Origin of the sequence: Rhodopseudomonas sp. (genome assembly GCF_036404135.1) — a bacterium.
Lineage (GTDB): Bacteria > Pseudomonadota > Alphaproteobacteria > Rhizobiales > Xanthobacteraceae > Rhodopseudomonas_A.
Window position 1 is genome coordinate 14377 of record NZ_DASWPE010000182.1, and the last position, 23567, is coordinate 37943.

A 23567-nucleotide genomic window follows, 5' to 3' on the forward strand; every position below is an offset into this window, starting at 1 on the left:
ACCTTGCTCCGGCCTTCGAGTCTCCGATGGATCATTCCACGCGCTCCTCCAGTTCCTCGGCGACCCGCGTGGTCGACGTGCTGCTGCCGGTTGCGCTGGATCAGGCCTATTCCTACCGGGTGCCGCGCGGGATCGAGCTCGCACCCGGCGACGTGGTCTGCGTGCCGCTCGGCGCCCGCGAGGTGATCGGGGTGGTGTGGGCGGAGAACGAAAATCCCGATCCCAGGCTGCACAACCGGCTGAAAGACATCGACTCCAAGCTCGAGGTGCCGCGGTTTCGCGAGGAATTGCGCAAACTGGTCGACTGGGTGGCGAATTACACGCTGTCGCCGCGCGGCCAGGTGCTGCGGATGACGCTGCGGATGGGCGAGCATCTCGGCCCAGAGAGAGTCCGTCTCGGGGTGCGGCTGGTCGGGCCAAAGCCGCAGCGGATGACGCCGGCCCGCGCGCGGCTGATCGAGATTCTGTCGGACGGGCTGCTGCACGGCAAATCCGACGCCCTCAAGGAGGCCGGCTGCTCGGCCGGCGTGGTCGACGGGCTCATCGACGAGGGCACGCTCAAAGTCGGGCCGATGGCGCGCGCGCTGGCGCCGCCGGTGCCGGATCCGGATTTCGCCCAGCCGGATTTCTCGCCGGAGCAGACCACCGCGGCCGACAGCCTACGGCGGCTTGCGGCCGGCGGCGCGTTCCAGGTGGCGCTGCTCGACGGCGTCACCGGCTCCGGCAAGACTGAGGTGTATTTCGAAGCGGTCGCCGAAATCATCCGTCGCGGCGAGCAGACCCTGATCCTGATGCCGGAAATCGCGCTGACCGGGCAGTTTCTCGACCGCTTCGCGCAGCGCTTCGGGGTGCGGCCGCTGGAATGGCACTCCGAGCTCACCCCGCGCACCCGCGCCCGCAACTGGGCGGCGATCGCGGCCGGCGAAGCGCAGGTGGTGGTCGGCGCCCGCTCGGCGCTGTTCCTGCCTTACGCCAAATTGGGGCTGATCATCGTCGATGAGGAGCACGACCAGGCCTACAAGCAGGACGAGGGCGCGCATTACCACGCCCGCGACATGGCGGTGGTGCGCGCGAGTATTGCGAAGATCCCGATCGTGCTGGCCTCGGCGACGCCATCCGTGGAAAGCGAGGTCAACGCGCGGAAAGGCCGCTACCAGCGCGTGGCGCTGCCGTCGCGGTTCGGCGGCCAGCACATGCCGCAGATCGAGGCCATCGATCTGCGCCGCGAGGGGCCGATGCGCGGCCGCTATATCGCGCCGAGACTAGCCGAACAGATCGGCATAGCGATCGAGCGCCGCGAACAGGCGCTGTTGTTTCTCAACCGCCGCGGCTATGCGCCGCTGACGCTGTGCCGGGCCTGCGGCCACCGCTTCGCCTGCAGCATCTGCGACGCCTGGCTGGTCGACCACCGCTTCCGGCAGCGGCTGGTGTGCCATCACTGCGGCTTCTCGATGCCGCGGCCCAGGCTGTGCCCGCATTGCAGCGCCGAGCAATCGCTGGTGGCGGTCGGCCCCGGCGTCGAGCGGCTGCAGGAGGAGGCGCAGAACCTGTTTCCCAACGCCCGCACCCTGGTGCTGTCGAGCGACCTCGTCACCTCGATCGAATCGATGCGCAGCGAATTGACCGAGATCGCCGAGGGCCGCGTCGACATCATCATCGGCACCCAATTGGTGGCCAAGGGACACAATTTCCCGCGGCTCAATCTGGTCGGCGTGGTCGACGCCGATCTCGGGCTCGGCAACGGCGATCCGCGCGCCGCCGAGCGCACCTATCAGTTGCTCAACCAGGTGATCGGCCGCGCCGGCCGCGATCAGGGCTATGGCGTCGGCTATCTGCAGACCCACCAGCCCGAACATCCGGTGATGAAGGCGCTGGTCGCCTGCGACCGCGAGGCGTTCTATGAAAGCGAGATCGACGCCCGCGAGCGCACCGGCTATCCGCCGTTCGGCCGGCTCGCCAGCCTGATCGTCTCCGCCGGCGACCGCCCCACCGCGGAGGGCTATGCGCGAAAGCTCGCGGCGATCGCGCCGCAAGACGAGCGAATCAAGGTGCTGGGGCCGGCGGAAGCGCCGCTCGCGGTGATCAAGGGGCGCTACCGATTCCGGATTTTGGTGAAGTCGGCGCGCGGCGTCGACCTGTCGAGCTATCTGCGGCACTGGCTGGCGGCGGGGCCGAAGACCACCGGCAATCTCAACCTCGAAGTCGACGTCGACCCGCAGAGTTTTTTGTAGTTTTGCAGGGTGGGCAGGCGACGCTTTGCCCACCCGCCGACTCAGGGCGCTGGCGTCACCCCGTTCCAAAGCTGGTTGAAGGCGATGCTGTCGAAGAACGCCGTCGCGTCGACCACCCGGCCTGCATCCATCCGCAAGATCCAGGCATAGGAGTTGGCGTAGGGCGTGCCGTTCAGCGTGGTGCCGCGGCCGTCGAACAGCGCCACCACGGTGGCGCCGTCGCCGTAGATGCCCTTGATCGCGACCGGCCGAAACCGGCCCGCCGCGCCCGAGAACCGGGCGCCAAACGGCTGCAGCACCTGTTCGAGCAGTGCGCTCTTGCCGACGAACGTCCCGGCGGCTGCGGAATTTCCGACGATGGTCCAGCGGATATCATCCGACAGCAGATCCGTGATGTTGCCGGTGCCGTCGCTCCACGCGGTGAGCGCGGCCTCGACCTTCTGTTTGTTGGCGCCGGTGATGTCGGCCTGGTTAGCGGCCGCGGCCGGCTGCGCCGAGGCGAAGACCTGCAACATGCAGAGCCCCGCCAAGGTCAGCAGGCGTTGCCCGATCGGGCGATAAATTCCGTTCAATGACGGCTCCTGTGCTGATGCCACGATGCGCGGCAGGGTCAGGTCGCCGCGTCAGCCAGTGTCGGCGCATTCTCTGGTACGATCTATAGCTTAATTCTGCATGTATTGATGAGGAGAAATCATCAATACACCGCACTACAAACCAAAAAGCCTGCCGTCATTGGCGACGGCAGGCTTGTTTCGGCGACGAAACCGTCCTCGCCGTGCACACGCAACGCAACGCTTACGCAAACTTCTGCCGGGGGCGCGACCGCCTTTGCCAGGCGGCGTTCGGCGCCCGCGGAATTACATCACTTCGGCGACGACCCGGCCGACGCCGCGGCTGGTCAGTCCGATCGCGCGGGCGGCGCCGGTCGACAGATCGAGCACCCGGCCGCGCACGAACGGGCCGCGGTCATTGATGGTGACGACGACGCTGCGCTCGCCATGGGTGACTTTCAGTCGGGTGCCGAACGGCAGCGAGCGGTGTGCCGCGGTCATCGCGCCGGCATTCATGCGCTGCCCCGACGCGGTGCGGCTGCCGGATTCATTGCCGTAATACGATGCCATGCCGGAAAAACTGCGGCCGCCAGATCCCTCGGCAAACGAGGCGTTGGCGGCGCGCCACGAACTTTGGCCGGCGTGATGGCTGTGGTGACGATGGTGATGCCGGGTCTTCGCCGAGGCTTCGGTGATCGCCCCTCCGAGAAAGACAGAGGCGACGATCATGGCCATGGCCGTCTTCGGCCGGGTCGTGATCCGCAGCGCCGGTGTTTTCAATGCAACCATATTAATTCCTCAGAAGTGAGTATTGCCATATTTATGGCAAGTGGAACCCCCGTCCCAGTTTCGTTGGCGAACGGGTGGCGTTGTAATGAGGCTGAAGATTGGCGGTCAATCCCCCCTTCGGTTCCGGTGAACCCGGGGTTGATCTCGATCAAATAATAACAATTCTGATTGTTCACAGATATTTTACTTCTGCATTACTGCATGGAGCCTTCGAATACTGTTGTTTGAAGTTTTCACGACACGGTCGCGGCCGCTCGGCAAGTAATCGGCCGACTCGGCGAATCCGACTCGGAAAGGTCGTCAAGTCGGATAAATGCAATGGAGATATGCGAGGGAGACTGGAACTTTGCGCCGGATCGCTCCCGCGCCAGATCCCGGCAGGGCCTGAACGGCGCGCGCTGCGCCAGGCGGCGCGGCCAATCGCGCGGTGGTAATGAGCCTGCGGCCACAACGCCGCAGCGGGCGGCGTCGTGTTGCACCTGCGCGCGCGCTATGTTAGCAAAGCTGCGATTTTTACGTAGCCGGTTCCCTCTCGCATCGGCTGGAAATCGAAGTCCCGCTTGAATTTCAAGGGCTTGAATCGCTCGGCGCCGGATGTGGCGACGGTTTTTCCCTTGCGAATTTGACAGCAAAAAAGAGCGTCCCGTGGCAGCCGAAAATCCATCCGTTTCAGGAGTCTCAGGTCGTTACGCAACGGCTCTGTTTGAGCTCGCGCGTGACGAAAAATTCGTCGACGCGGTGAAGACCGATCTCGACCGCTTCAAGGCGATGCTGGCGGACAGCCCGGAGCTGACCCGACTGGTGCGCAGCCCGGTGTTCTCGTCCGAGACCCAGTCGAAGGCGCTCGCCGCGGTGCTCGACAAGGCCGGCTTTGCCGGCATCACCGTCAAGTTCCTCAAAGTGCTCACCGCCAACCGCCGGCTGTTCGCCGTCGCCGACGTGATCCGGGCCTATGGCGCGCTGGTCGCCAAGTTCAAGGGCGAGGCCACGGCGGACGTCACCGTCGCCGAGCCGCTCAGCGACAAGAATCTCGACGCCCTCAAGACCGCGCTGAAGACAGTGACGGGCAAGGATGTCGCGCTCAACGTGAATGTCGATCCGGCGATTATCGGCGGGCTTGTGGTCAAGCTCGGCAGCCGCATGGTGGACAGTTCGCTCCGCACCAAACTCAACTCGATCAAGCACGCGATGAAAGAGGCAGGCTGATGGACATCCGCGCCGCGGAAATTTCCGCGATCCTCAAGGACCAGATCAAGAACTTCGGCCAGGAAGCTGAAGTCACCGAAGTCGGACAGGTGCTGTCCGTCGGCGACGGCATCGCCCGCGTCTACGGCCTCGACAACGTCCAGGCCGGTGAAATGGTCGAGTTCGAGAACGGCACCCGCGGCATGGCGCTGAACCTCGAAACCGACAACGTCGGCATCGTGATCTTCGGCGCCGACCGCGAGATCAAGGAAGGCCAGACCGTCAAGCGCACCCGCGCCATCGTCGACACCCCGGTCGGCAAGGGCCTGCTCGGCCGCGTCGTCGACGCGCTCGGCAATCCGATCGACGGCAAGGGCCCGATCCAGTCGACCGAGCGCAAGCGGGTCGACGTCAAGGCGCCCGGCATCATTCCGCGCAAGTCGGTCAACGAGCCGATGGCCACCGGCCTGAAGGCGATCGACGCGCTGATCCCGGTCGGCCGCGGCCAGCGCGAATTGATCATCGGCGACCGCCAGACCGGCAAGACCGCGATCGCGCTCGACACCATCCTGAACCAGAAGCCGCTCAACGTCGAAGGCTCCCCGGAAGGCCAGAAGCTGTATTGCGTCTATGTCGCGATCGGCCAGAAGCGCTCCACCGTGGCGCAGTTCGTCAAGGTGCTCGAAGAGCAGGGCGCGTTGGAATATTCCATCGTCGTCGCCGCCACCGCCTCGGACCCGGCGCCGATGCAGTACATCGCGCCGTTCACCGGCTGCACGATGGGCGAGTATTTCCGCGACAACGGCATGCACGCCGTCATCATCTATGACGACTTGTCGAAGCAGGCCGTCGCCTACCGCCAGATGTCGCTGCTGCTGCGCCGCCCGCCGGGCCGCGAAGCCTATCCCGGCGACGTGTTCTATCTGCATTCCCGCCTGCTCGAGCGCGCGGCCAAGCTCAACGAGGATCACGGTTCGGGCTCGTTGACCGCGCTGCCGATCATCGAAACCAAGGCCAACGACGTCTCGGCCTACATCCCGACCAACGTGATCTCGATCACCGACGGCCAGATCTTCCTGGAAACCGACCTGTTCTTCCAGGGCATCCGCCCGGCGGTGAACGTCGGCCTGTCGGTGTCGCGGGTCGGCTCCTCGGCGCAGACCAAGGCGATGAAGAAGGTCGCCGGCAAGATCAAGGGCGAGCTCGCGCAGTACCGCGAAATGGCGGCGTTCGCGCAGTTCGGCTCCGACCTCGACGCCTCGACCCAGCGCCTGCTGAACCGCGGTTCGCGGCTCACCGAACTCCTGAAGCAGCCGCAGTTCTCGCCGCTGAAGATGGAAGAGCAGGTCGTGGTGATCTATGCCGGCGTCAACGGCTATCTCGATCCGTTGCCGGTCTCCAAGGTTCGCGCCTTCGAGGACGGTCTGCTGTCGCTGCTGCGCGGCAAGAACGTCGAGATCCTCAACGCCATCCGCGACAGCCGCGACCTCTCCAACGAGACCGCCGCCCAGCTGAAGTCGGTGGTCGAAGGCTACGCCAAGACATTCGCTTAAATCGCGCGATGGCCGGGTCCGCCCGGCCATCCGCCTTTTCGCGCGTGCATGCACTGCGAGACGGATGCCCGGCGCAAGGTCGGGCATGACCAACGAGGGATTTGCGGTCGGATCAAGGGTCGGATCGCCGGGGTGAACTGAGAATGGCGTCACTGAAAGACATGCGCGTCCGCATCGCCTCGACCAAGGCGACGCAGAAGATCACCAAGGCCATGCAGATGGTGGCGGCCTCCAAGCTGCGCCGCGCGCAATTGGCCGCCGAAGCCGCTCGGCCCTATGCCGAGCGGATGGATGCGGTGATTTCCAACATCGCCAGCGCCGCGGCCGGCTCGCCCGGCGCCCCGGTGCTGCTCGCCGGCACCGGCAAGGACCAGGTGCATCTGCTGCTGGTCTGCACCGGCGAACGCGGCCTGTCCGGCGCGTTCAACTCCTCGATCGTGCGGCTCGCCCGCGAGCGCGCGCTCAGCCTGATGAACCAGGGCAAGGAAGTGAAGTTCTTCTGCGTCGGCCGCAAAGGCTACGAGCAGCTGCGCCGCACCTTCGACCGCCAGATCGTCGAGACCGTCGAGCTGCGCTCGGTGCGCCAGCTCGGCTTCGTCAATGCCGAGGACATCGCCAACAAGGTGGTGGCGCGCTTCAACGCCGGCGAGTTCGACGTCTGCACGCTGTTCTATTCGCGCTTCAAGTCGGTGATCTCGCAGATCCCGACCGCGCAGCAGATCATCCCGCTGGTGGTGGAGGCTCCGGCCGCCAATGCCGGCCCGGCGCCGTCCTATGAATACGAGCCGGAGGAGGACGAGATCCTCGCCAGCCTGCTGCCGCGCAATCTCGCGGTGCAGATCTTCCGCGCGCTGCTCGAGAACAACGCGTCGTTCTACGGCGCGCAGATGAGCGCCATGGACAACGCCACGCGCAACGCCGGCGACATGATCCGCAAGCAGACACTGATCTACAACCGCACCCGCCAGGCCATGATCACCAAGGAACTGATCGAGATCATTTCCGGCGCCGAGGCGATCTGACCCCACACATTCCGGTCATGCTGACCGTTGTTTAAGTTTCGGACTTCAGGGAGATAGTTTTCATGGCCACACCCGCCAACCAGACCGGACGGATCACGCAGGTCATCGGCGCCGTCGTCGACGTGCAGTTCGAGGGCCATCTGCCCGCGATTCTCAACGCGGTCGAGACCAAGAACGGCAACCACCGTCTGGTGCTCGAAGTCGCCCAGCATCTCGGCGAGTCCACGGTGCGCACCATCGCGATGGACACCACCGAGGGTCTGGTGCGCGGCCAGGAAGTCACCGACACCGGGTCGCCGATCCGGGTGCCGGTCGGCGTCGGCACGCTCGGCCGCATCATGAACGTGATCGGCGAGCCGGTCGACGAGCAGGGCCCGGTCGCCAACGAAGGCCTTCGCCCGATCCACGCCGAAGCGCCGACCTACACCGACCAGTCGACCGAAGCTGAAATTCTGGTCACCGGCATCAAGGTCGTCGATCTGCTCGCGCCCTACGCCAAGGGCGGCAAGATCGGCCTGTTCGGCGGCGCCGGCGTCGGCAAGACCGTGCTGATCCAGGAACTGATCAACAACGTTGCGAAAGCCCACGGCGGTTATTCGGTGTTCGCCGGCGTCGGCGAGCGCACCCGCGAAGGCAACGACCTCTATCACGAGTTCATCGAATCCGGCGTCAACAAGAAGGGCGGCGGCGAAGGCTCGAAGTGCGCTCTGGTTTACGGCCAGATGAACGAGCCGCCCGGCGCCCGCGCCCGCGTCGCATTGAGCGGTCTCACCGTCGCCGAGCATTTCCGCGACCAGGGCCAGGACGTGCTGTTCTTCGTCGACAACATCTTCCGTTTCACCCAGGCCGGTTCGGAAGTGTCGGCGCTCTTGGGCCGCATCCCCTCCGCGGTGGGTTATCAGCCGACGCTCGCCACCGACATGGGCGCGCTGCAGGAGCGCATCACCACCACCCATAAGGGCTCGATCACCTCGGTGCAGGCGATCTACGTGCCGGCCGACGACTTGACCGACCCGGCGCCCGCCACCTCCTTCGCGCATTTGGACGCGACCACCGTGCTGAACCGCGCGATCTCGGAAAAGGGCATCTATCCCGCGGTCGACCCGCTCGATTCGACCTCGCGCATGCTGTCGCCGTTGATCGTCGGCGAGGAGCACTACCAGACCGCGCGCATGGTCCAGCAGGTGCTGCAGAAGTACAAGTCGCTGCAGGACATCATCGCGATTCTCGGCATGGACGAATTGTCGGAAGAGGACAAGATCGCGGTGGCCCGCGCCCGCAAGATCGAGCGCTTCCTGTCGCAGCCGTTCTTCGTCGCCGAAATCTTCACCGGCTCGCCGGGAAAATTCGTCGACCTCGCCGACACCATCAAGGGCTTCCGCGCGATCTGCGAAGGCAAGTATGACCACCTGCCGGAGGCCGCCTTCTACATGGTCGGCACCATCGAAGAGGCGGTCGAAAAGGGCAAGAAGCTGGCCGCCGAAGCGGCGTGAGGATAGCGCGCGAATAGCGAATAGGGAGTAGCGAATAGGGAAGATCGGCGAGACATTGTTCTATTCGCCATTCGCTATTCGCTATTCGCCAGTCACCGTTTCCAATCGATAGGCTTCTCCGATGTCCACCTTCCAATTCGATCTTGTTTCGCCGGAAAAGCTGGCCTTCTCCGGCCAGGTCGACCAGGTCGACGTGCCCGGCGTCGAGGGCGATTTCGGCGTGCTCGCCGGTCATGCCCCGGTGGTCGCGGTGATCCGCCCCGGCCTGCTGACGATTACTGTCGGCGGCAATCAGCAAAAGATCGTGGTGCTCGGCGGTCTCGCCGAAGTCTCCGAAAAGGGCCTCACCGTACTGGCCGACGTCGCCACCTCGGTCGCCGAACTCGACATCGCGCAGTTTGCGCAGACGATTTCCTCGATGGAATCCTCGCTGGCCGGCAAGCAGGGCTCCGAGCTCGACCGCGCTATCGAGCGGCTCGACCACTACAAGAGCATCCAGAGCCAGCTCACCGCCACCGCGATGCACTGAGCCGCGACGGCTCGCACCACGGATGACGTCAGTTAGCTGGATCGTCGTCCTGAAGTTCTCTCGAACGCAATTCCCCCGCCCCAGCCCTCCCCCGCAAGCGGGAGAGGGAGCCTGCTGCCGCTCGTGAAATGCAGCGGCTCACTTTGCATTGTGGTTGGGAATTCTCAGCGGAAAAATCGTCAGCGACATCAGGCCTTCATTGATTGGGCACTGCCTCGCCCCGACCACGACCTGCCCCCTCTCCCGCTTGCGGGGGAGGGTTGGGGTGGGGGCGCGCCACACGACTGAGCGCGATCTCACACGAACCGCGCGAAGCTGCGCGCCACCGCCAGATAGACCTCGCGGCGGAACGGCACCACCAGATCGGCGACGCGATCGAGCCGCTCCCAGCGCCAGGCGTCGAACTCCGGCGGCTGGCCGTTGCGGGTCGCCAGCGGATCGATCTCGGCGTCGCTGCCCGTGAAGCGCAGCGCGAACCATTTCTGCCGCTGACCGCGAAAATGCCCGAGCCGGTGCTTGGGCCCGTGATAGGCTGGGAAGTCGTAGCTCAGCCAATCGGTCTCGCCGAGGAATTCGGCGTGGCTGACGCCGGTCTCTTCCCATAGTTCGCGCCGGACCGCGACCCGCGGCTCCTCATCGGCGTCGATGCCGCCTTGCGGCATCTGCCAATCCAGCCCCGGCAGCACGATCTCCGGGCCGTCGTCCTTGTAGCGATGGCCGATCAGCACCCGGCCTTGCGTGTCGAACAGCGCGATGCCGACGTTGCGGCGATACAGCGGCTGCCCGCTCGTCGTCGCAGACCCGGCCTCGATGGTGGTGCTCATGGGCTGTTGGTTCTCCCGCCGCGTCACGTCGCCCCGACCTCGCGGCCGCAACTCCGCCTGTCGCAAACGCCACCGCCGATCAATCGCGGCGGCAGTGTGATCGCAATCGCTGCGCGCGGCATTGCGTTATCGCAACGCCGCCCGCCGCCGCCAAAGCAGCCTGCCGATCAAGCCGGCCGAAATGATGGCGCTCGTCCGCCGCCGTGGCGCGACGGCGGCTTGATTGAACGGCGCCGGCCCGCATGCTACCCCAGCCGCGCTCCGCCGGCCGGTTCGGCGGCAGATCGCGCGGCGGTCTCGGCGCCGGCGCAGTGTTGGGATGGAATGGTGGTGTCAGGCAATCCAGAGCGGGCGGAATCGCAGCTCGACGTCGCGCGGCTTCAGATCCTGGAAATCGGCAGCGGCTATTTCAAGAAACAATATCCGGCGCAGACCACGCTGTTGTGGAGCGCCACCAAGCGCTCCGAGGATTTTCCCGAGATCGACGGCTTCTCGACCCCGGACCGGGTGCTGCGCGAGCTCGGCGCCGCGGCCGAGGGCCGCTACGACGTGGTGATTGCCAATACGGTGCGCTACTCGCCGTGGCATCCGCGCTATTGGGCGCGCGCGCCGTTCAACACGCCCTTGCATCCGTGGGCGTCGCTGACCCGGCAATTCGGCGTCGAGGTGCTGCGCTGGGCCAAGGTGCCGGTGCCGCTCGTCGCCATCGACATGGATGATTCGTTCGGCATCGGCACCGACTCGGTTTTCCTGCTCGACAAGGCCAAGGTGTTCTTCAAGCGCGAGCTGCCGGTCGACAAATGGCAGGTGCTGTACGGCACCATCCATCCGCACCTGCCGACGCTGCGCTATCGCAACAGCGAGAAATGGCGGCGGCGGATGGATAAGCTGCGGCCGATCTCGCTGCCGCAGTTCAAATATGACGAACGCTGGCGCGACGCTGCGTTTCCGGAGAAGACCCACGACATCTTCTTCTCCGGCTCGGTCACCGGCAATTCGACGGTGCGCACCGCCGGCGTGCCGGAGCTGGAGCGGCTGAAAGCGCTGGGTTACCGGATCGATCAGCCGACCGAACGGCTGCCCTATGAGGCGTTCCTGGAGCGGATGTCGCATTCCTGGCTGGCGTGGTCGCCGGAGGGCATGGGCTGGGATTGCTACCGGCACTACGAGGCGGCGATCGTGCAGTCGGTGCCGGTGATCAATCACCCGACCATCCTGCGCCGCGCGCCGATGCTGGGCGGCGTGCATGCGGTGTATTACGACGTCGAACCGGGCGGATTGGAGCGCGCGGTGGTGACGGCGTTGGCCGACCGCGACCGGCTGCACGGCATGGCCAAGGCGGCGCGCGACAACGCCTTCACTCATCACGTGCTGAAGGCCTATTGCGACGGCATCCTGCGCGCCGCGCTGGAGCCGGATGCGGCGGCGGATGAAGCGGCCGGCGCGGGGGCGTCGTAGCCCGGTTCAATTCGATCGAGCGCATTCAACCGAAAACGAGGCCGTCATTCCGGGGCGCGAGCACTTGCGAGCGAACCCGGAATCTCGCTGCGGGTTCAAGCGCCGGGCATGTTGCAAGATTCCGGGTTCGCTCGCGGCTTGCGCCGCTCGCGCCCCGGAATGACGGCTTCAAATTTGGTCGCCATTGCCTCAGATCACTCAGCTGCCGCCCGAGACCTTGGCGCCGTGCGCCAGCGCGGCGAATTCTTTGACCACGCGCTCATAGACCGGACGCTTGAACGGCACGATCAGTTCGGGGAGATTCTGCATCGGCTCCCAGCGCCAGCTGATGAATTCCGCCTTGTGGCCGCCGCCCGGCGACACCACGTCGATCTCGGACTCGTCGCCGGTGAAGCGCACCGCGTACCATTTCTGCCGCTGGCCGCGATAACGGCCCTTCCAGCTGCGGCCGGCGACGGTGCGCGGGATGTCATAGATCAGCCAGTCGGCGACCTCGCCGAGTTTCTCCACCGATCTGACGCTGGTCTCCTCGTAGAGTTCGCGCTTGGCCGCGGTCCACGGGTCTTCGCCGGGATCGACGCCGCCCTGCGGCATCTGCCAGACGTGAGTCTCGTCGACGTGCTCGATGCCGCCCAGCCGGCGTCCGATAAACACCAGCCCCTCCGCGTTGAGCAGCATCATGCCGACGCAGGTGCGGTAGGGCAGGTCATCGTAACGGGTCATTCGATCAGAGCCTTTGCGGTCGGAGCCTTAAATTTCGAAACTTTCGAACCGAGCTTTGCGGTCAACGCCTTTGCGGTCAACGTCGTTGCAGTCGCAGGCTTGGCAGTCGCGAGTTTGCCCCGCCAAGGAAGGCTTAGCCCGCGAAGGCTAGCCCGCGAAGGATTCGGTCCGTGACGGCTTGCGTCGCCTCGCCATGTTTACGCGCAATGCCGATGAAACGGAGATCAAACGCGCTGCAAATCTGGCGATTCTTTTGTCGCATCCAGAGCATGGTCCCGAACCGGGTTCCCGCTTTCGGAACTGACCCCGCGCCGGCCAAACTTTCGCGCCGAAGACGCGTCCCGCAGACGCCAACCCGCTGTCGTTTTTCATGGCGCATGAGCTTTTCCGAAAACCGGATCCACGTTTCGGGATCATGCGCTAATGCGATTTGGTCGAGTGTCCGGACGACTCGGCGGCGGCCGCGGGGGCGGCTGGCGCGGCCTCCTGGCCGGACTTCGATTTCAGCATCGCCGTTGTCAATGGCACCAGCAGCAGGCCTCGGCTCTCCAGCGAGCGGCTCCAGGCGGCGATCCGCTCGATCGAGATCGGCAGCGCCGAGGCGATGCCGATGGCATTTCCGTTGTCGCGGGCCAGGCCTTCCAGCCGGTACAGCGCCTTGTCGATCTCCAGCGCGGTCGGCACCGCGTCGATGCTGAGGTCGGCCTTGGCGAAGGGCAGCGGCTGTCCGGCGGCCAGCGAGTCCGCGACGCTGCGCGGCGACTGGCCGTCGTCGAGATAACCCAGTCCGCGTTTGGCGGCCTCGCGCACGATCGGCTGCAGCGCCGCCTCGGTGGTGACGAAGCGACCGCCCATGAAATTGGCGATGCCGACATAGCCCTGGAATCGGCTGAGGTGCCAATACAGCCGGTCGATGTTCTGTTCGGAGGGCAGCGTCGTCAGCAGCGTCTGCGGACCCGGATCGTTGTCGGGATAGTCGAACGGCTCCATCGCGATCTGCAGCAGCACCTCGTGGCGCTGGGCCCGGGCGCGCTCCACCAGCTTGGCCGGATCGGAGCCGTAGGGGGTGAACGCCAGCGTCACCGCGGCCGGCAGTTTCATGATCGCATCGGTGGTCTTGGCGGCGCCGACGCCGAGCCCGCCGACCACGATGGCGATGCTGGGCAGCCGCGCCGCCTTGGCGCGGTCGGCGTCGCTGGCGCTGGCATAGGCGTTGAACGGCCGCACCCCGTCGGCGATCATCGGAATCATGCCGTAGCGGGTCTTTTCCAACAGCTTCTGGTCGATGCCGGGGGAGGCCGCAGGCGCGACATCGGCCGCCGCGGTCTCGGCGCCGTCGCCCGGCACGATTACCTGCTGGCGGGCGCCGCTGGAGCCGTCGATGATGGTGACGGTCTTCTGGCCGGGTGGCTCGGCATGGGCGGCCTTGTCGTGGCTGTCGGCCTTGGCCGCGGCGTCGTGAGATTCCGCCTTGGCGGCTTTGTCGGCATCCGGCTTGTCGCCGGCCGGCTCCGGACGGATCGCCATCCGCACCAGCGGCTCGCCGCCCTGCGGATTGTCGTTGAAAATCGCAAAGCCGATAAACGCCAGCAGCGCCAGGCCGAGCAGCGTCGCGATCGCCTGAGTTCCGGAGAACGGCAGCCGAAACTTGCGCTTCCGCGGCCGCTTCTGTCCCAGCGGCGCGCTCAGTTCGTCCGTTGTCACGGCAAGGGACCTCCCGAATCAGCCGTGGCGACAATACCATGGGTCGGCCGGCGCCGCGCCGGGCGTCGCTGCGGCAAGCCGGCAGGCGGCCCTTGGGGGCAGCGCGGACAGCAAAAAGGGCGGCCCGTGAGCCGCCCTTTCGAATTCTCCTGGACCGGCCGCTGCCTGCAAGGCCCGCGGCCGAGGTCTCAGTTCTCGACCTTGCCGGCCGGCTTGTCGATCGCCGCCTTGTCGCCGGTGGCCGGCGCGGTGGCGTTGACCTTGACGCCGTGCAGCAGGTCGGCGGCCATCTTCAGCGCCTTGTCGTCCTTGGCTTCCGGCGGCACGTAGGACTGCGACCCGGTCTTTTCGTCGCCTTCGGCCTTCAGATGGCCGCGCAGCGAGGCTTCGCCCTTGGTGTCGGTGCGCGACTTGATCTCGTCGGGCACGTCCTGCAGCACTTCGATGTCGGGGGTGATACCCTTGGCCTGGATCGACTTGCCCGACGGCGTGAAATAGCGCGCCGTGGTCAGCCGCAGCGCGCCGTTGCCGCTGCCGAGCGGGATGATGGTCTGCACCGAACCCTTGCCGAACGAGCGGGTGCCGACCAGCGTGGCGCGCTTGTGATCCTGCAGCGCACCGGCGACGATTTCCGACGCCGACGCCGAGCCGCCGTTGATCAGCACGATGATCTGCTTGCCCTTGGCGAGGTCGCCCGGATGGGCGGCGCGGCGCTGGGTTTCCTCGGGGTTGCGGCCGCGGGTGGAGACGATTTCGCCGCGATCGAGGAACGCATCCGACACCGTCACGGCTTCTTCCAGAAGGCCGCCCGGGTTGTTGCGCAAATCGAGAATCCAGCCCTTCAGCTTGTCGTTGCCGATCTGGGTGGTGAGCGCGGCGAGCTCGCGCTTCAGGCCTTCGGTGGTCTGCTCGTTGAAGGTGGTGATGCGGATGTAGCCGATGTCGTCGCCTTCGACGCGGGCGCGCACCGAGCGGACCCGGATGTTGTCGCGCACCAAAGTGACGTCGATCGGATTGTCCTGGCCCTTGCGGACGATCTTCAGCCGGATCTTGGTGTTGACCGGGCCGCGCATCTTCTCGACCGCCTGGTTGAGCGTGAGGCCCTGCACCGCCTCGTCGTCGAGATTGGTGATGATGTCATTGGCCATGATGCCGGCCTTCGACGCCGGGGTATCGTCGATCGGCGACACCACCTTGATCAGGCCGTCTTCCATGGTGACCTCGATGCCGAGGCCGCCGAACTCGCCGCGGGTCTGCACCTGCATGTCGCGGAAGCTCTTGGCATCCATGTAGCTGGAATGCGGATCGAGCCCGGTCAGCATGCCGCTGATCGCGGATTCGACCAGCTTGGAGTCGTCGGGCTTTTCGACATAGTCGCTGCGCACCCGCTCGAACACGTCGCCGAACAGATTGAGCTGGCGATAGGTGTCGGAGGTCGCGGCCCGCGCCGAGGATCCCATCAGGATCGATCGCGGTTGGGTCACGAATAATGTGAGCGCCGCGCCGGTGGCAACGCTCAGCAGAATTACCGAAGTCTTGCGCATCATCCGCGAACCTTTTCGCCTTCACTTGCGGCCCACCATGGGCCTGAATCGATGGGAGTGCCGTCCTTACGGAACTCGATATAGAGCACGGGCTGGCTGGCATTCGCCGCGAGGATCGAAGCAACCCGGGAGGTTGATCCCATGGTCGCGACAGGCTCTCCCGTGAGCACAAACTGTCCGATGTTAACCGAAATGCGCTCCATCCCGGCGATCAACACATGATACCCGCCACCGGCATTCAGGATCAAGAGTTGTCCGTAGCTGCGAAACGGTCCCGAATACACAACCCAGCCATCGCACGGAGTTGTGACCTGGGCGCCGGGGCGCGTCGCCACTGAAATACCCTTCTCGACGCCGCCGACTCCGTCGGAGCGGCCGAACTCGCGAATCTTGGTGCCGTTAACCGGAAGCGCAAAAAGTCCCTTGGCGGACGCGAATGAGATCGCCGGGCTGAGCCGGCCGGGATCGCGCAACGCTGCCATATTCGGCTTGCCGTTCAGCGCGGTCGGCGCGCCCTGCAGATTGGCGCTGGCCGCGGCCTTCGCCGCGCTCTTGAGGTCCTGCTCCATCTTGGCGATCAGGTCCTGCAGGCTGTCGACCTGCCGCGACAGTGTCACGGCGCGGGCGCGTTCAGCTTCCATGTCCTTTTCGGCGGCGCTCTGTTTTTTCTGCCGCTCTTCGACCAGCGAGGCCAGGCGCAATTGATCTTCGGTCAGCTTGGCGCGATCGGCGGAGAGCTGGTCGCGCTCGGCGGCGATGGTCTTGCGCAAGCTGATCAGTTCGCCGAGGTCGCTGACCAGTCGATCGGCGCGCACCCGCATCTCCGGCACCACGGCGCCGAGCAGCATCGCGGTGCGCAGCGATTGCAGCGCGTCTTCCGGCCGCACCAACAGCGCCGGCGGCGCGCGGCGACCGGCGCGTTGCAGCGCCGCCAGCACTTCGCCGATTTCGGCGCGGCGGGATTCCAGCGAGCCGCGAATCTGCTGCTCGCGGATGTCGAGCGGCCGCAATCTGGCCTCGGCGTCGCCGATGCTGGTCTCGATGCCGCGGACCCGCGCGGCGATGTCGATCAGTTGTTCGTTGAGCTTGGTGCGATCCTCGCCGATCGCGGTGATCTCGGCCTTGAGCTTCTCGCGCAATTCCGCGGCGCTCTTTTGCTGGGCGCGCGCGGCTTCCAGCTCCTGCTCGCGCTGCTTGATCAGATCGACCGGGGGAGCCGCGCTCTGCGCCTGCGCCTGCCACGCGCCGGCCGCGATCACGCCGGCCAGCAGCACAGCCGCGCCCGGACGGCGCAAAGCCGTGCTGTGACCCAGGGTCGGGTGGGGCCGCGGTGTCTGCATCAAGGGGTCGGCGCTCTCGTCAGGCTCGATGATAGGGGTGCCCCGACAGGATTGTCGCGGCCCGATACAGTTGCTCCAGGAGCATGACGCGAACCATCTGATGCGGCCAGGTCGCGGCTCCGAACGAAACGCTCAGCTTTGCCTTGCGCCGCAATTCGGGCGAAAGTCCGTCCGCCCCGCCGATCACGAAAATCGCCTGCGCGGTGGATTGGTCGCGCCAGCCGCCGAGCTTTTTGGCAAAGCCGGCGCTGTCGACATTGTCGCCGCGCTCGTCCAGCGTCACCAGCAGCGCCTTGTCCGGGATCAGGGCGGTGATCGCGGCGGCCTCCTCGGCGATCCGGCTTGTCGCATCGCGGGCGCGGCTTTCGGCGATTTCATGAATCTCCGGGCCGCGAAAGCCGAGCTTGCGGCCGAGATCGTCGAACCGCTCGCGGTAACGCTCGGCCAATTCCCGTTCCGGACCCTGCTTGAGACGGCCGATCGCAATCACAACAACGCGCATCGGCGCAAACTAGCACCGTCGCGCGCGCTTGGCACGCCGCCCGCTGCGCGAGGCCGGATGAGGTGTGCCGGCGCTACAGCGTTTTCGCCGCCGCCGGGATCTGCGTCCACAATCGCTCCAGATTGTAGAACTCCCGGACCTCGGGGCGGAACACGTGCACGATCACGTCGCCGGAATCGATCAGCACCCAGTCGCAATTGGTCAGGCCTTCGACATGGGGGCTCTTGATGCCGGCTTCCTTCAGGCCCTTGACCACATTCTCCGCGACCGCACCGACGTGGCGGTTGGAGCGCCCGCTGGTGACGACCAGATAATCAGAAAAGGCGGATTTGCCGCGAAGGTCGATGGTGACTGTTTCTTCCGCCTTCATATCGTCGAGGCGGGAGAGGATCAGTTTCAAGGTCTCGTCGGCGTCTGGCCGCGCCAACAGGACCGCGACAGGTGTGTCTGTCTGAACAGGAGCCGATGTTTTACGCGTCTTCGGTAAAACCGACTTTGACAATACAGATGTGGTCAGGGACCATTCCTTTCACTGTATCGCGAACGCCGAATCCCGACGCCCGAGGGTTACTCTACGCAAATAGGCTTATTTATTCAATATTCCAATTGTCGCGGCGGTCATTTCTTCCAGCTGCCGTCCGGGTTCCGCAGGCCGGTCGAGGCCAGCGGCGACTTCATGCCGGTGAGAAACACCCAGGCCGGCGGCTTGCGATCGGCCAGTCGCGCGGCCTCGGTGGCGGCAATCCGCGACGACGCCAGCGCCCGGGCGGCCGGGGCGGCGAGCGCGCGCAGGCTCTGCGGCGGCCGGTCGATCACCGCGAAGGGCAGTTGCGCGGCGATCCGCTGCCAGCCCTGCCAGCGGTGAAATTGCCCGAGATTATCGGCCCCCATGATCCAGACGAAGCGCACCTGGGCGCAGCGGCGGCGCAGATAATCGATGGTGTCGACGGTGTAGCGGGTGCCGATGAAACTCTCCAGGCAGCTGACGACGATGCGCGGATCATTGGCCATCGCCTGCGCCGCGGCGGCGCGGATGGTGAGATCCTGTAACGCGCTGACGTCCTTCAGGGGATTGCCCGGCGTCACCAGCCACCACACCCGGTCGAGCTTGAGCCGCTTCAGCGCCAGCAGGCTGATGTCGCGATGCGCCTGATGCGGCGGGTTGAACGAGCCGCCGAGCAGGCCGATCCGCATGCCGTCGCTATGCGGCGGAATCCGCGAGGATGGCGCAACTGAGCGTGGCGGCACCTCAGGCTCCGCGCGCGCGCGAGGTGCGGTTCACGGGCGGATCTGTCCGGTGCCATGCACCCGGTATTTGAAGCTGGTCAGTTGCTCGGCGCCGACCGGGCCGCGGGCGTGGAATTTGCCGGTGGCGATGCCGATCTCGGCGCCGAAGCCGAACTCGCCGCCGTCGGCGAATTGCGTGGAAGCGTTGTGCAGCACGATCGCGGCGTCGACCTCGTTGAGGAATTTCGCCGCGACGCGGTCGTCCGCGGTGACGATGGCTTCGGTGTGGTGCGAGCCGTGCTGCGCGATATGGGCGAGCGCACCGTCGACGCCGTCGACCAGCTTCACCGAGATGATCGCGGCCTCATATTCGGTGTCCCAATCGGCTTCGGCGACCGGCTTGACCCTGGGGTCGACGCGCTGCACCGCCTCGTCGCCGCGCACCTCGCAGCCGGCGTCGAGCAGCGCCGCGACCAGCGGCGCGAGATGGGATGACGCGGCGCGATCGACCAGCAAGGTCTCGGCGGCGCCGCACACCCCGGGCCGCCGCATCTTGGCGTTCAGCACGATCGATTTCGCCATGTCGAGATCGGCGGCGGCATCGACGTAGACGTGGTTGACGCCCTCGAGATGCGCGAACACCGGCACCCTCGCTTCGGCTTCGACCCGCGCCACCAGGCTCTTGCCGCCGCGCGGCACGATGACGTCGACATTGCCGCCTAGGCCCGCCAGCAGCAGCCCGACCGCGGCGCGATCGCGCACCGGCACCAGCGTGATCGCGGCTTCGGGCAGCTCGGCTTCGCGCAGCCCCTCGACCAGGCAATCATGGATCGCGCGGCAGGAACGGAAACTGTCGGAGCCGCCGCGCAGGATCACCGCATTGCCGGACTTCAGCGCCAGCACGCCGGCGTCGGCGGCGACGTTGGGCCGGCTTTCGAAGATCACCGCGATCACCCCGAGCGGCACCCGGACCCGATCGATGGTCATGCCGTTGGGCCGCTGCCAGCGCTCGGTCACCTGGCCGACCGGATCGGCGATGTCGTGGATCACCCCGATGCCGTCGGCCATCGCCGCGATCCGGGCCGGCGTCAGCGTCAGCCGGTCGACGAAGGCGGCGGTTGCGCCACCCGCTTTGGCCTCGGCGACGTCCTCGGCATTGGCGTGAAGAATCGACGAGGCATGGGCGCGGACCGCGCGTTCCATCGCCGCCAGCGCCTGGTTTTTCTGCGCGGTCGGCGCAATCGCCAGCGCCCGCGCCGCGGCACGGGCCTGCGCGCCGAGCGCAGTCAGCATTGCGGCAAGTCCGGCGTCAAGATCGGTGGCGCCGTCGATGGCTTTCAGGGAGGCGGTCATGTCGGGCCCAAAATCGGCAACTCTTTGCGTGGGCCGCTAAAATAGGAGGTCCGGGGCCGCAGGTCAAAGCGAGCAGGCGGGCAATGGCCGCGCCCGAGCGGACTTAACGCTCAGCCCGGCACCACCCCCATCACCAGATCGTCGCGGTGGATCATCTCGGCGCGGCCGGTGATGCCGAGCATGGTCATCACGTCCGGCGAGGAGTGGCCCTTGATGCGGTCGGCGTCGTCGGCGTCGTAGGCGACCAGACCGCGGCCGATCTCGTCGGTGTCGGGGCCGCGCACCACCACGGCGTCGCCGCGGGCGAAATGGCCGTCGACCCGGATCACGCCGGCCGGCAGCAGGCTCTTGCCGGCGCGCAACGCGTTGACCGCGCCGGCGTCGATGGTCAGCGTGCCCTTCGGCTCCAACGAACCCGCGATCCAGCGCTTTCGCGCGGTGACGGGATTGGCCGGGGTGAGGAACCAGGTGCAGGCGCCGCCATTGGCGATGGCGCGCAGCGGGTGCTCGATCTTGCCGGAGGCGATCAGCATATGGGTGCCGCCGGTGGTGGCGATCTTGGCGGCCTCGATCTTGGTGCGCATGCCGCCGCGCGACAATTCGGATTCCGCGCCGCCGGCCATTGCCTCGATCTCGGCCGTGACCTGCTCCACCACCGGGATCAGCTTGGCGTCGGGATTGGCGCCGGGCGGCGCGTCATACAGCCCGTCGATGTCGGACAGCAGGATCAACAGATCGGCGCTGGTCATGGTGGCGACGCGGGCGGCGAGCCGGTCATTGTCGCCGTAGCGGATCTCCGCGGTGGCCACGGTGTCGTTCTCGTTGATCACCGGCACCGCGCGCCATTCCAGCAGCTTGCCGATGGTGGAACGGGCGTTGAGATAGCGGCGACGCTCCTCGGTGTCCTGCAGCGTCACCAGAATCTGCCCGGCGCCGATGCCGTGATCGCCGAGCACCTCGGACCAGATCCGCGCCAGCGCGATCTGCCCGACCGCGGCGGCGGCCTGGCTTTCCTCGAGCTTCAGCGGGCCGCGCGCCAGCTTCAGCCGGCTGCGGCCGAGCGCGATCGAGCCGGACGACACGATCAGCACGTCGCGGCCATGCAGATGCAGTTCGGCGATGTCGGCGGCGAGGGCTGCGAGCCACGCCGTCTTGACCTCGCCGGCCTCGGAATCGATCAGCAGCGAGGAGCCGACCTTGACGACGATGCGGCGGAAATTCTTCAGTTCGGGACGGTGCATGGGACTTCTGGATAAACTAGCGACGAAGACGCAGGAAGGGCGATCGCATACGATGATTTCAGCTTCGCATAGTCGTGATTAAGCACTGCCCCTCCGCGCGTCGTCCCTGCGCACGCAGGGACCCATAACCACCGGCGTTAGAAGTGAAGAACAGGTCTTTCCCATAGCGGAAAGAAGCGAGTCCGCGCCGTATGGGTCCCTGCGTGCGCAGGGACGACGGGTTGAAAGGGGAATGCCAGACATCGGCGACAGCCCCCCCGAGGAGCGGGGAGAGCTGATGCCGCGGGTCGGGCGCGTCCGAGTGCAGATCCATCGATCGAGACTACACGTTCTGCGGCGACCACGGCTCGGCCTGCGCCGCGCCCTTGGCCTTTTCCGACACCGGGGCTTCGCCGATCACCTCGACCAGCGCGCGCAGCGCCTCCTTGACGCCGGTGCCGGCGACGCCGGACATCAGCAGCGGCGTCTTCTTGGCGGCGCGCTTCAGCCGGTCCTTCTGCTTCTTCAATTCGTCGGGATCGACCGCGTCGATCTTGTTCAGCGCCACGATCTCGACCTTGTCGGTGAGCTCGCCGGCATAAGCCATCAGTTCGTTGCGCACGGTCTTGTAGGCCTTGCCGGCGTGCTCGCAGGTGGCATCGACCAGATGCAGCAAGACCCGGCAGCGCTCGACATGGCCGAGAAAGCGGTCGCCGAGGCCGGCGCCCTCATGGGCGCCCTCGATCAATCCGGGAATATCCGCCAGCACGAATTCGCGGCCGTCGACGTCGACCACGCCGAGCTGCGGATGCAGCGTGGTGAACGGATAGTCGGCGATCTTTGGCTTGGCGGCGCTGACCACCGACAGGAAGGTGGATTTGCCGGCGTTCGGCAGCCCGACCAGTCCGGCGTCGGCGATCAGCTTCAGCCGCAGCCAGATCCAGCGCTCCTCGCCCTCCTGGCCGGGATTGGCGTTGCGCGGCGCGCGGTTGGTCGAGGATTTGAAATGCGCGTTGCCGAAGCCGCCATTGCCGCCCTCGGCCAGCACGAAACGTTCACCGAGCTGGGTGAAATCGTGGATCAGGGTCTCGCGGTCTTCGTCGAGGATCTGGGTTCCGACCGGAACCTTGAGCACGATGTCACTGCCATTGGCACCGTGGCGGTCCTTGCCCATGCCATTGGTGCCCTTCTGGGCCTTGAAATGCTGCTGATATCGATAATCGATCAGGGTGTTGAGGCCGTCGGCGACCTCGATGATGACGTCGCCGCCGCGGCCGCCATTGCCGCCGCTCGGGCCGCCGAACTCGATATACTTCTCGCGGCGAAACGCCACGCAGCCGTTACCGCCATCGCCGGAGCGAATATAGACTTTTGCTTCGTCAAGGAATTTCATGGCTTATAGGTAGTGCAGAGGGCCTGATGCGGCAACCTTTACATGGCCATGTTGGCGAAATGCCCGCCCTGTTGGGCTTAAACTGGACGATGGTCGCAGTGCGCCGATAAAACAAGAATAAGGCGTGTTAAGGTTGAACTCCGCGCCGTCGGATCAGAAACTTCTGCATGCCTTCCAGCGTCAGTTCGCGGCGCTGATTGAATACCGTGCTGCGCAACACCACCACGCCGGTGTTGCGACCGGGGATTAGTTCGGTGACGTCCAGCGCGGGATAGAGCGTATCGCCGGCGTACACAGGTTTTAAAAACCGGCTCGACTGTTCGAGAAAGCCAACCAGCGATTCTTCCACCATGAATGGAAACAGCCCGGCGCCGGGCGCGGTGTGGATCAGTGTTTGGAAGCCGTGCGCCAGCAGATCGGGCATGCCGCGGGTGCGGCAATATTCGACGTCATAATGCACGGGATGGGTGTCGCCGCTCGCGGTCTGAAACGCCGCGAACACCGCCGCCGTCATGGTGCGGCTCGGGATCACGAAGCGTTCACCGAGCACAAAATCCTCGAACCAGCGTTGTTGCGGGACCATGCGGTGCTGGGCGGGATCGAAGTCGGTCATGGTCAATGTCCTGAGCGATTTGTCCGATACCCACCGGTATCGCGGCGGTGTGGTATCGGCAATTGATTCCATGCCGTCGCATGTCCGGGGCTTGTGCCGGACATCCACGTCTTTAAAACAGCGGTGCCACAGACGCAGGAGGGCCGGAGTATGTCCGCCATGCCGGCCGGCACCGTCGCGTCTGCTTTCTCCGAAGGCCATCCATGAATCTTGTCGCGAGAATCTTGCCTGCCGCCGACGCGCGCTCCGCGCGGCTGGCCGGAATCGGTCTGATGCTGGTGTCGATGTTCATGTTCTCGTTGGGCGACGCGAT

At 65.8% G+C, this 23567-nt stretch carries 21 protein-coding genes and 1 pseudogene; 8 read left to right on the forward strand and 14 right to left on the reverse strand.

Annotated elements, in window-relative coordinates; all coding sequences use genetic code 11:
* Positions 1 to 26: 26 nt before the first annotated feature.
* Positions 27 to 2231 carry a primosomal protein N' gene (locus VGC77_RS20495; RefSeq protein ID WP_331173404.1) on the forward strand — a complete coding sequence of 735 codons (2205 nt, stop codon included), beginning with the start codon at positions 27 to 29 and terminating at the stop codon, positions 2229 to 2231.
* A 41-nt stretch (positions 2232 to 2272) separates the two neighbouring features.
* Here the strand turns inward: VGC77_RS20495 and VGC77_RS20500 are convergent, their stop codons facing one another.
* Positions 2273 to 2803, reverse strand: a complete 531-nt coding sequence (locus tag VGC77_RS20500) for a nuclear transport factor 2 family protein (protein ID WP_331173405.1) — start codon at positions 2801 to 2803, stop codon at positions 2273 to 2275.
* Between the two features lie 285 nt (positions 2804 to 3088).
* Positions 3089 to 3571: a septal ring lytic transglycosylase RlpA family protein gene (locus VGC77_RS20505; RefSeq protein ID WP_331173406.1), complete on the reverse strand. Its 483-nt coding sequence runs from the start codon at positions 3569 to 3571 to the stop codon at positions 3089 to 3091.
* A gap of 645 nt (positions 3572 to 4216) precedes the next feature.
* On the opposite strand from VGC77_RS20505, the gene VGC77_RS20510 reads away from it, so the two are divergent.
* From VGC77_RS20510 to VGC77_RS20530, 5 genes are all read left to right on the forward strand, one after another.
* Positions 4217 to 4777, forward strand: coding sequence for a F0F1 ATP synthase subunit delta (locus tag VGC77_RS20510; RefSeq protein WP_331173407.1), 561 nt, complete (start codon positions 4217 to 4219; stop codon positions 4775 to 4777).
* On the forward strand, positions 4777 to 6309 hold the full coding sequence (atpA, locus tag VGC77_RS20515; protein ID WP_331173408.1) for a F0F1 ATP synthase subunit alpha: 1533 nt from the start codon (positions 4777 to 4779) through the stop codon (positions 6307 to 6309). The genes VGC77_RS20510 and atpA overlap by 1 nt, the downstream gene beginning before the upstream one ends.
* A gap of 143 nt (positions 6310 to 6452) precedes the next feature.
* On the forward strand, positions 6453 to 7331 hold the full coding sequence (locus VGC77_RS20520) for a F0F1 ATP synthase subunit gamma (protein ID WP_331173409.1): 879 nt from the start codon (positions 6453 to 6455) through the stop codon (positions 7329 to 7331).
* Between the two features lie 62 nt (positions 7332 to 7393).
* The gene (gene atpD / locus VGC77_RS20525) at positions 7394 to 8824 is read left to right on the forward strand and encodes a F0F1 ATP synthase subunit beta (protein WP_331173410.1); all 1431 of its coding nucleotides are present in this window, start codon (positions 7394 to 7396) and stop codon (positions 8822 to 8824) included.
* A 121-nt stretch (positions 8825 to 8945) separates the two neighbouring features.
* Complete coding sequence (locus VGC77_RS20530; protein WP_331173411.1) at positions 8946 to 9353, forward strand: F0F1 ATP synthase subunit epsilon; 408 nt, start codon at positions 8946 to 8948, stop codon at positions 9351 to 9353.
* Positions 9354 to 9649: 296 nt separating this feature from the next.
* Here the strand turns inward: VGC77_RS20530 and VGC77_RS20535 are convergent, their stop codons facing one another.
* Positions 9650 to 10177 carry an RNA pyrophosphohydrolase gene (locus VGC77_RS20535; protein ID WP_331173412.1) on the reverse strand — a complete coding sequence of 176 codons (528 nt, stop codon included), beginning with the start codon at positions 10175 to 10177 and terminating at the stop codon, positions 9650 to 9652.
* 324 nt (positions 10178 to 10501) lie between these two features.
* On the opposite strand from VGC77_RS20535, the gene VGC77_RS20540 reads away from it, so the two are divergent.
* Positions 10502 to 11635: a glycosyltransferase family 1 protein gene (locus VGC77_RS20540; RefSeq protein ID WP_331173413.1), complete on the forward strand. Its 1134-nt coding sequence runs from the start codon at positions 10502 to 10504 to the stop codon at positions 11633 to 11635.
* Positions 11636 to 11833: 198 nt separating this feature from the next.
* On the opposite strand, the gene VGC77_RS20545 is transcribed toward VGC77_RS20540, so the two are convergent.
* From VGC77_RS20545 to VGC77_RS20595, 11 genes are all read right to left on the reverse strand, one after another.
* Positions 11834 to 12358 carry an RNA pyrophosphohydrolase gene (locus VGC77_RS20545; RefSeq protein WP_331173414.1) on the reverse strand — a complete coding sequence of 175 codons (525 nt, stop codon included), beginning with the start codon at positions 12356 to 12358 and terminating at the stop codon, positions 11834 to 11836.
* A gap of 420 nt (positions 12359 to 12778) precedes the next feature.
* Complete coding sequence (locus VGC77_RS20550) at positions 12779 to 14062, reverse strand: divergent polysaccharide deacetylase family protein (protein ID WP_331173415.1); 1284 nt, start codon at positions 14060 to 14062, stop codon at positions 12779 to 12781.
* 188 nt (positions 14063 to 14250) lie between these two features.
* Positions 14251 to 15609, reverse strand: a complete 1359-nt coding sequence (locus tag VGC77_RS20555) for a S41 family peptidase (RefSeq protein ID WP_331173416.1) — start codon at positions 15607 to 15609, stop codon at positions 14251 to 14253.
* Complete coding sequence (locus VGC77_RS20560) at positions 15606 to 16946, reverse strand: murein hydrolase activator EnvC family protein (protein WP_331173417.1); 1341 nt, start codon at positions 16944 to 16946, stop codon at positions 15606 to 15608. The genes VGC77_RS20555 and VGC77_RS20560 overlap by 4 nt, the downstream gene beginning before the upstream one ends.
* Before the next feature lie 19 nt (positions 16947 to 16965).
* A complete protein-coding gene (gene rlmH / locus VGC77_RS20565) occupies positions 16966 to 17448 on the reverse strand; it encodes a 23S rRNA (pseudouridine(1915)-N(3))-methyltransferase RlmH (protein ID WP_331173418.1) in 483 nt (160 codons plus the stop codon).
* Positions 17449 to 17521: 73 nt separating this feature from the next.
* Positions 17522 to 17878: a ribosome silencing factor gene (rsfS, locus tag VGC77_RS20570; protein WP_331173423.1), complete on the reverse strand. Its 357-nt coding sequence runs from the start codon at positions 17876 to 17878 to the stop codon at positions 17522 to 17524.
* A gap of 188 nt (positions 17879 to 18066) precedes the next feature.
* Positions 18067 to 18696 carry a nicotinate-nucleotide adenylyltransferase gene (locus VGC77_RS20575; RefSeq protein WP_331173419.1) on the reverse strand — a complete coding sequence of 210 codons (630 nt, stop codon included), beginning with the start codon at positions 18694 to 18696 and terminating at the stop codon, positions 18067 to 18069.
* A 30-nt stretch (positions 18697 to 18726) separates the two neighbouring features.
* Positions 18727 to 20028, reverse strand: a complete 1302-nt coding sequence (locus VGC77_RS20580; protein WP_331173420.1) for a glutamate-5-semialdehyde dehydrogenase — start codon at positions 20026 to 20028, stop codon at positions 18727 to 18729.
* Between the two features lie 110 nt (positions 20029 to 20138).
* On the reverse strand, positions 20139 to 21269 hold the full coding sequence (proB, locus tag VGC77_RS20585; RefSeq protein ID WP_331173421.1) for a glutamate 5-kinase: 1131 nt from the start codon (positions 21267 to 21269) through the stop codon (positions 20139 to 20141).
* 322 nt (positions 21270 to 21591) lie between these two features.
* Positions 21592 to 22641 carry a GTPase ObgE gene (gene obgE / locus VGC77_RS20590; RefSeq protein ID WP_331173422.1) on the reverse strand — a complete coding sequence of 350 codons (1050 nt, stop codon included), beginning with the start codon at positions 22639 to 22641 and terminating at the stop codon, positions 21592 to 21594.
* A 127-nt stretch (positions 22642 to 22768) separates the two neighbouring features.
* The gene (locus VGC77_RS20595) at positions 22769 to 23254 is read right to left on the reverse strand and encodes a MaoC family dehydratase (RefSeq protein ID WP_331173424.1); all 486 of its coding nucleotides are present in this window, start codon (positions 23252 to 23254) and stop codon (positions 22769 to 22771) included.
* A 203-nt stretch (positions 23255 to 23457) separates the two neighbouring features.
* Between VGC77_RS20595 and VGC77_RS20600 the strand changes: the two are divergent.
* Positions 23458 to 23567 (forward strand): annotated as a pseudogene (locus VGC77_RS20600) (EamA/RhaT family transporter); the annotation flags it as partial.

Bases quoted from the DNA above. Each gene is read 5' to 3' on its own strand.
- VGC77_RS20520 (WP_331173409.1), top strand. From the start codon at position 6,453: ATGGCGTCACTGAAAGACATGCGCGTCCGCATCGCCTCGACCAAGGCG.
- VGC77_RS20530 (WP_331173411.1), top strand. From the start codon at position 8,946: ATGTCCACCTTCCAATTCGATCTTGTTTCGCCGGAAAAGCTGGCCTTC.
- obgE (WP_331173422.1), bottom strand. From the start codon at position 22,641: ATGAAATTCCTTGACGAAGCAAAAGTCTATATTCGCTCCGGCGATGGC.
- VGC77_RS20560 (WP_331173417.1), bottom strand. From the start codon at position 16,946: ATGCAGACACCGCGGCCCCACCCGACCCTGGGTCACAGCACGGCTTTG.
- VGC77_RS20595 (WP_331173424.1), bottom strand. From the start codon at position 23,254: ATGACCGACTTCGATCCCGCCCAGCACCGCATGGTCCCGCAACAACGC.
- atpD (WP_331173410.1), top strand. From the start codon at position 7,394: ATGGCCACACCCGCCAACCAGACCGGACGGATCACGCAGGTCATCGGC.
- VGC77_RS20505 (WP_331173406.1), bottom strand. From the start codon at position 3,571: ATGGTTGCATTGAAAACACCGGCGCTGCGGATCACGACCCGGCCGAAG.
- VGC77_RS20540 (WP_331173413.1), top strand. From the start codon at position 10,502: ATGGTGGTGTCAGGCAATCCAGAGCGGGCGGAATCGCAGCTCGACGTC.
- VGC77_RS20545 (WP_331173414.1), bottom strand. From the start codon at position 12,358: ATGACCCGTTACGATGACCTGCCCTACCGCACCTGCGTCGGCATGATG.
- rlmH (WP_331173418.1), bottom strand. From the start codon at position 17,448: ATGCGCGTTGTTGTGATTGCGATCGGCCGTCTCAAGCAGGGTCCGGAA.
- VGC77_RS20535 (WP_331173412.1), bottom strand. From the start codon at position 10,177: ATGAGCACCACCATCGAGGCCGGGTCTGCGACGACGAGCGGGCAGCCG.
- VGC77_RS20580 (WP_331173420.1), bottom strand. From the start codon at position 20,028: ATGACCGCCTCCCTGAAAGCCATCGACGGCGCCACCGATCTTGACGCC.
- proB (WP_331173421.1), bottom strand. From the start codon at position 21,269: ATGCACCGTCCCGAACTGAAGAATTTCCGCCGCATCGTCGTCAAGGTC.
- atpA (WP_331173408.1), top strand. From the start codon at position 4,777: ATGGACATCCGCGCCGCGGAAATTTCCGCGATCCTCAAGGACCAGATC.
- VGC77_RS20555 (WP_331173416.1), bottom strand. From the start codon at position 15,609: ATGATGCGCAAGACTTCGGTAATTCTGCTGAGCGTTGCCACCGGCGCG.
- VGC77_RS20495 (WP_331173404.1), top strand. From the start codon at position 27: ATGGATCATTCCACGCGCTCCTCCAGTTCCTCGGCGACCCGCGTGGTC.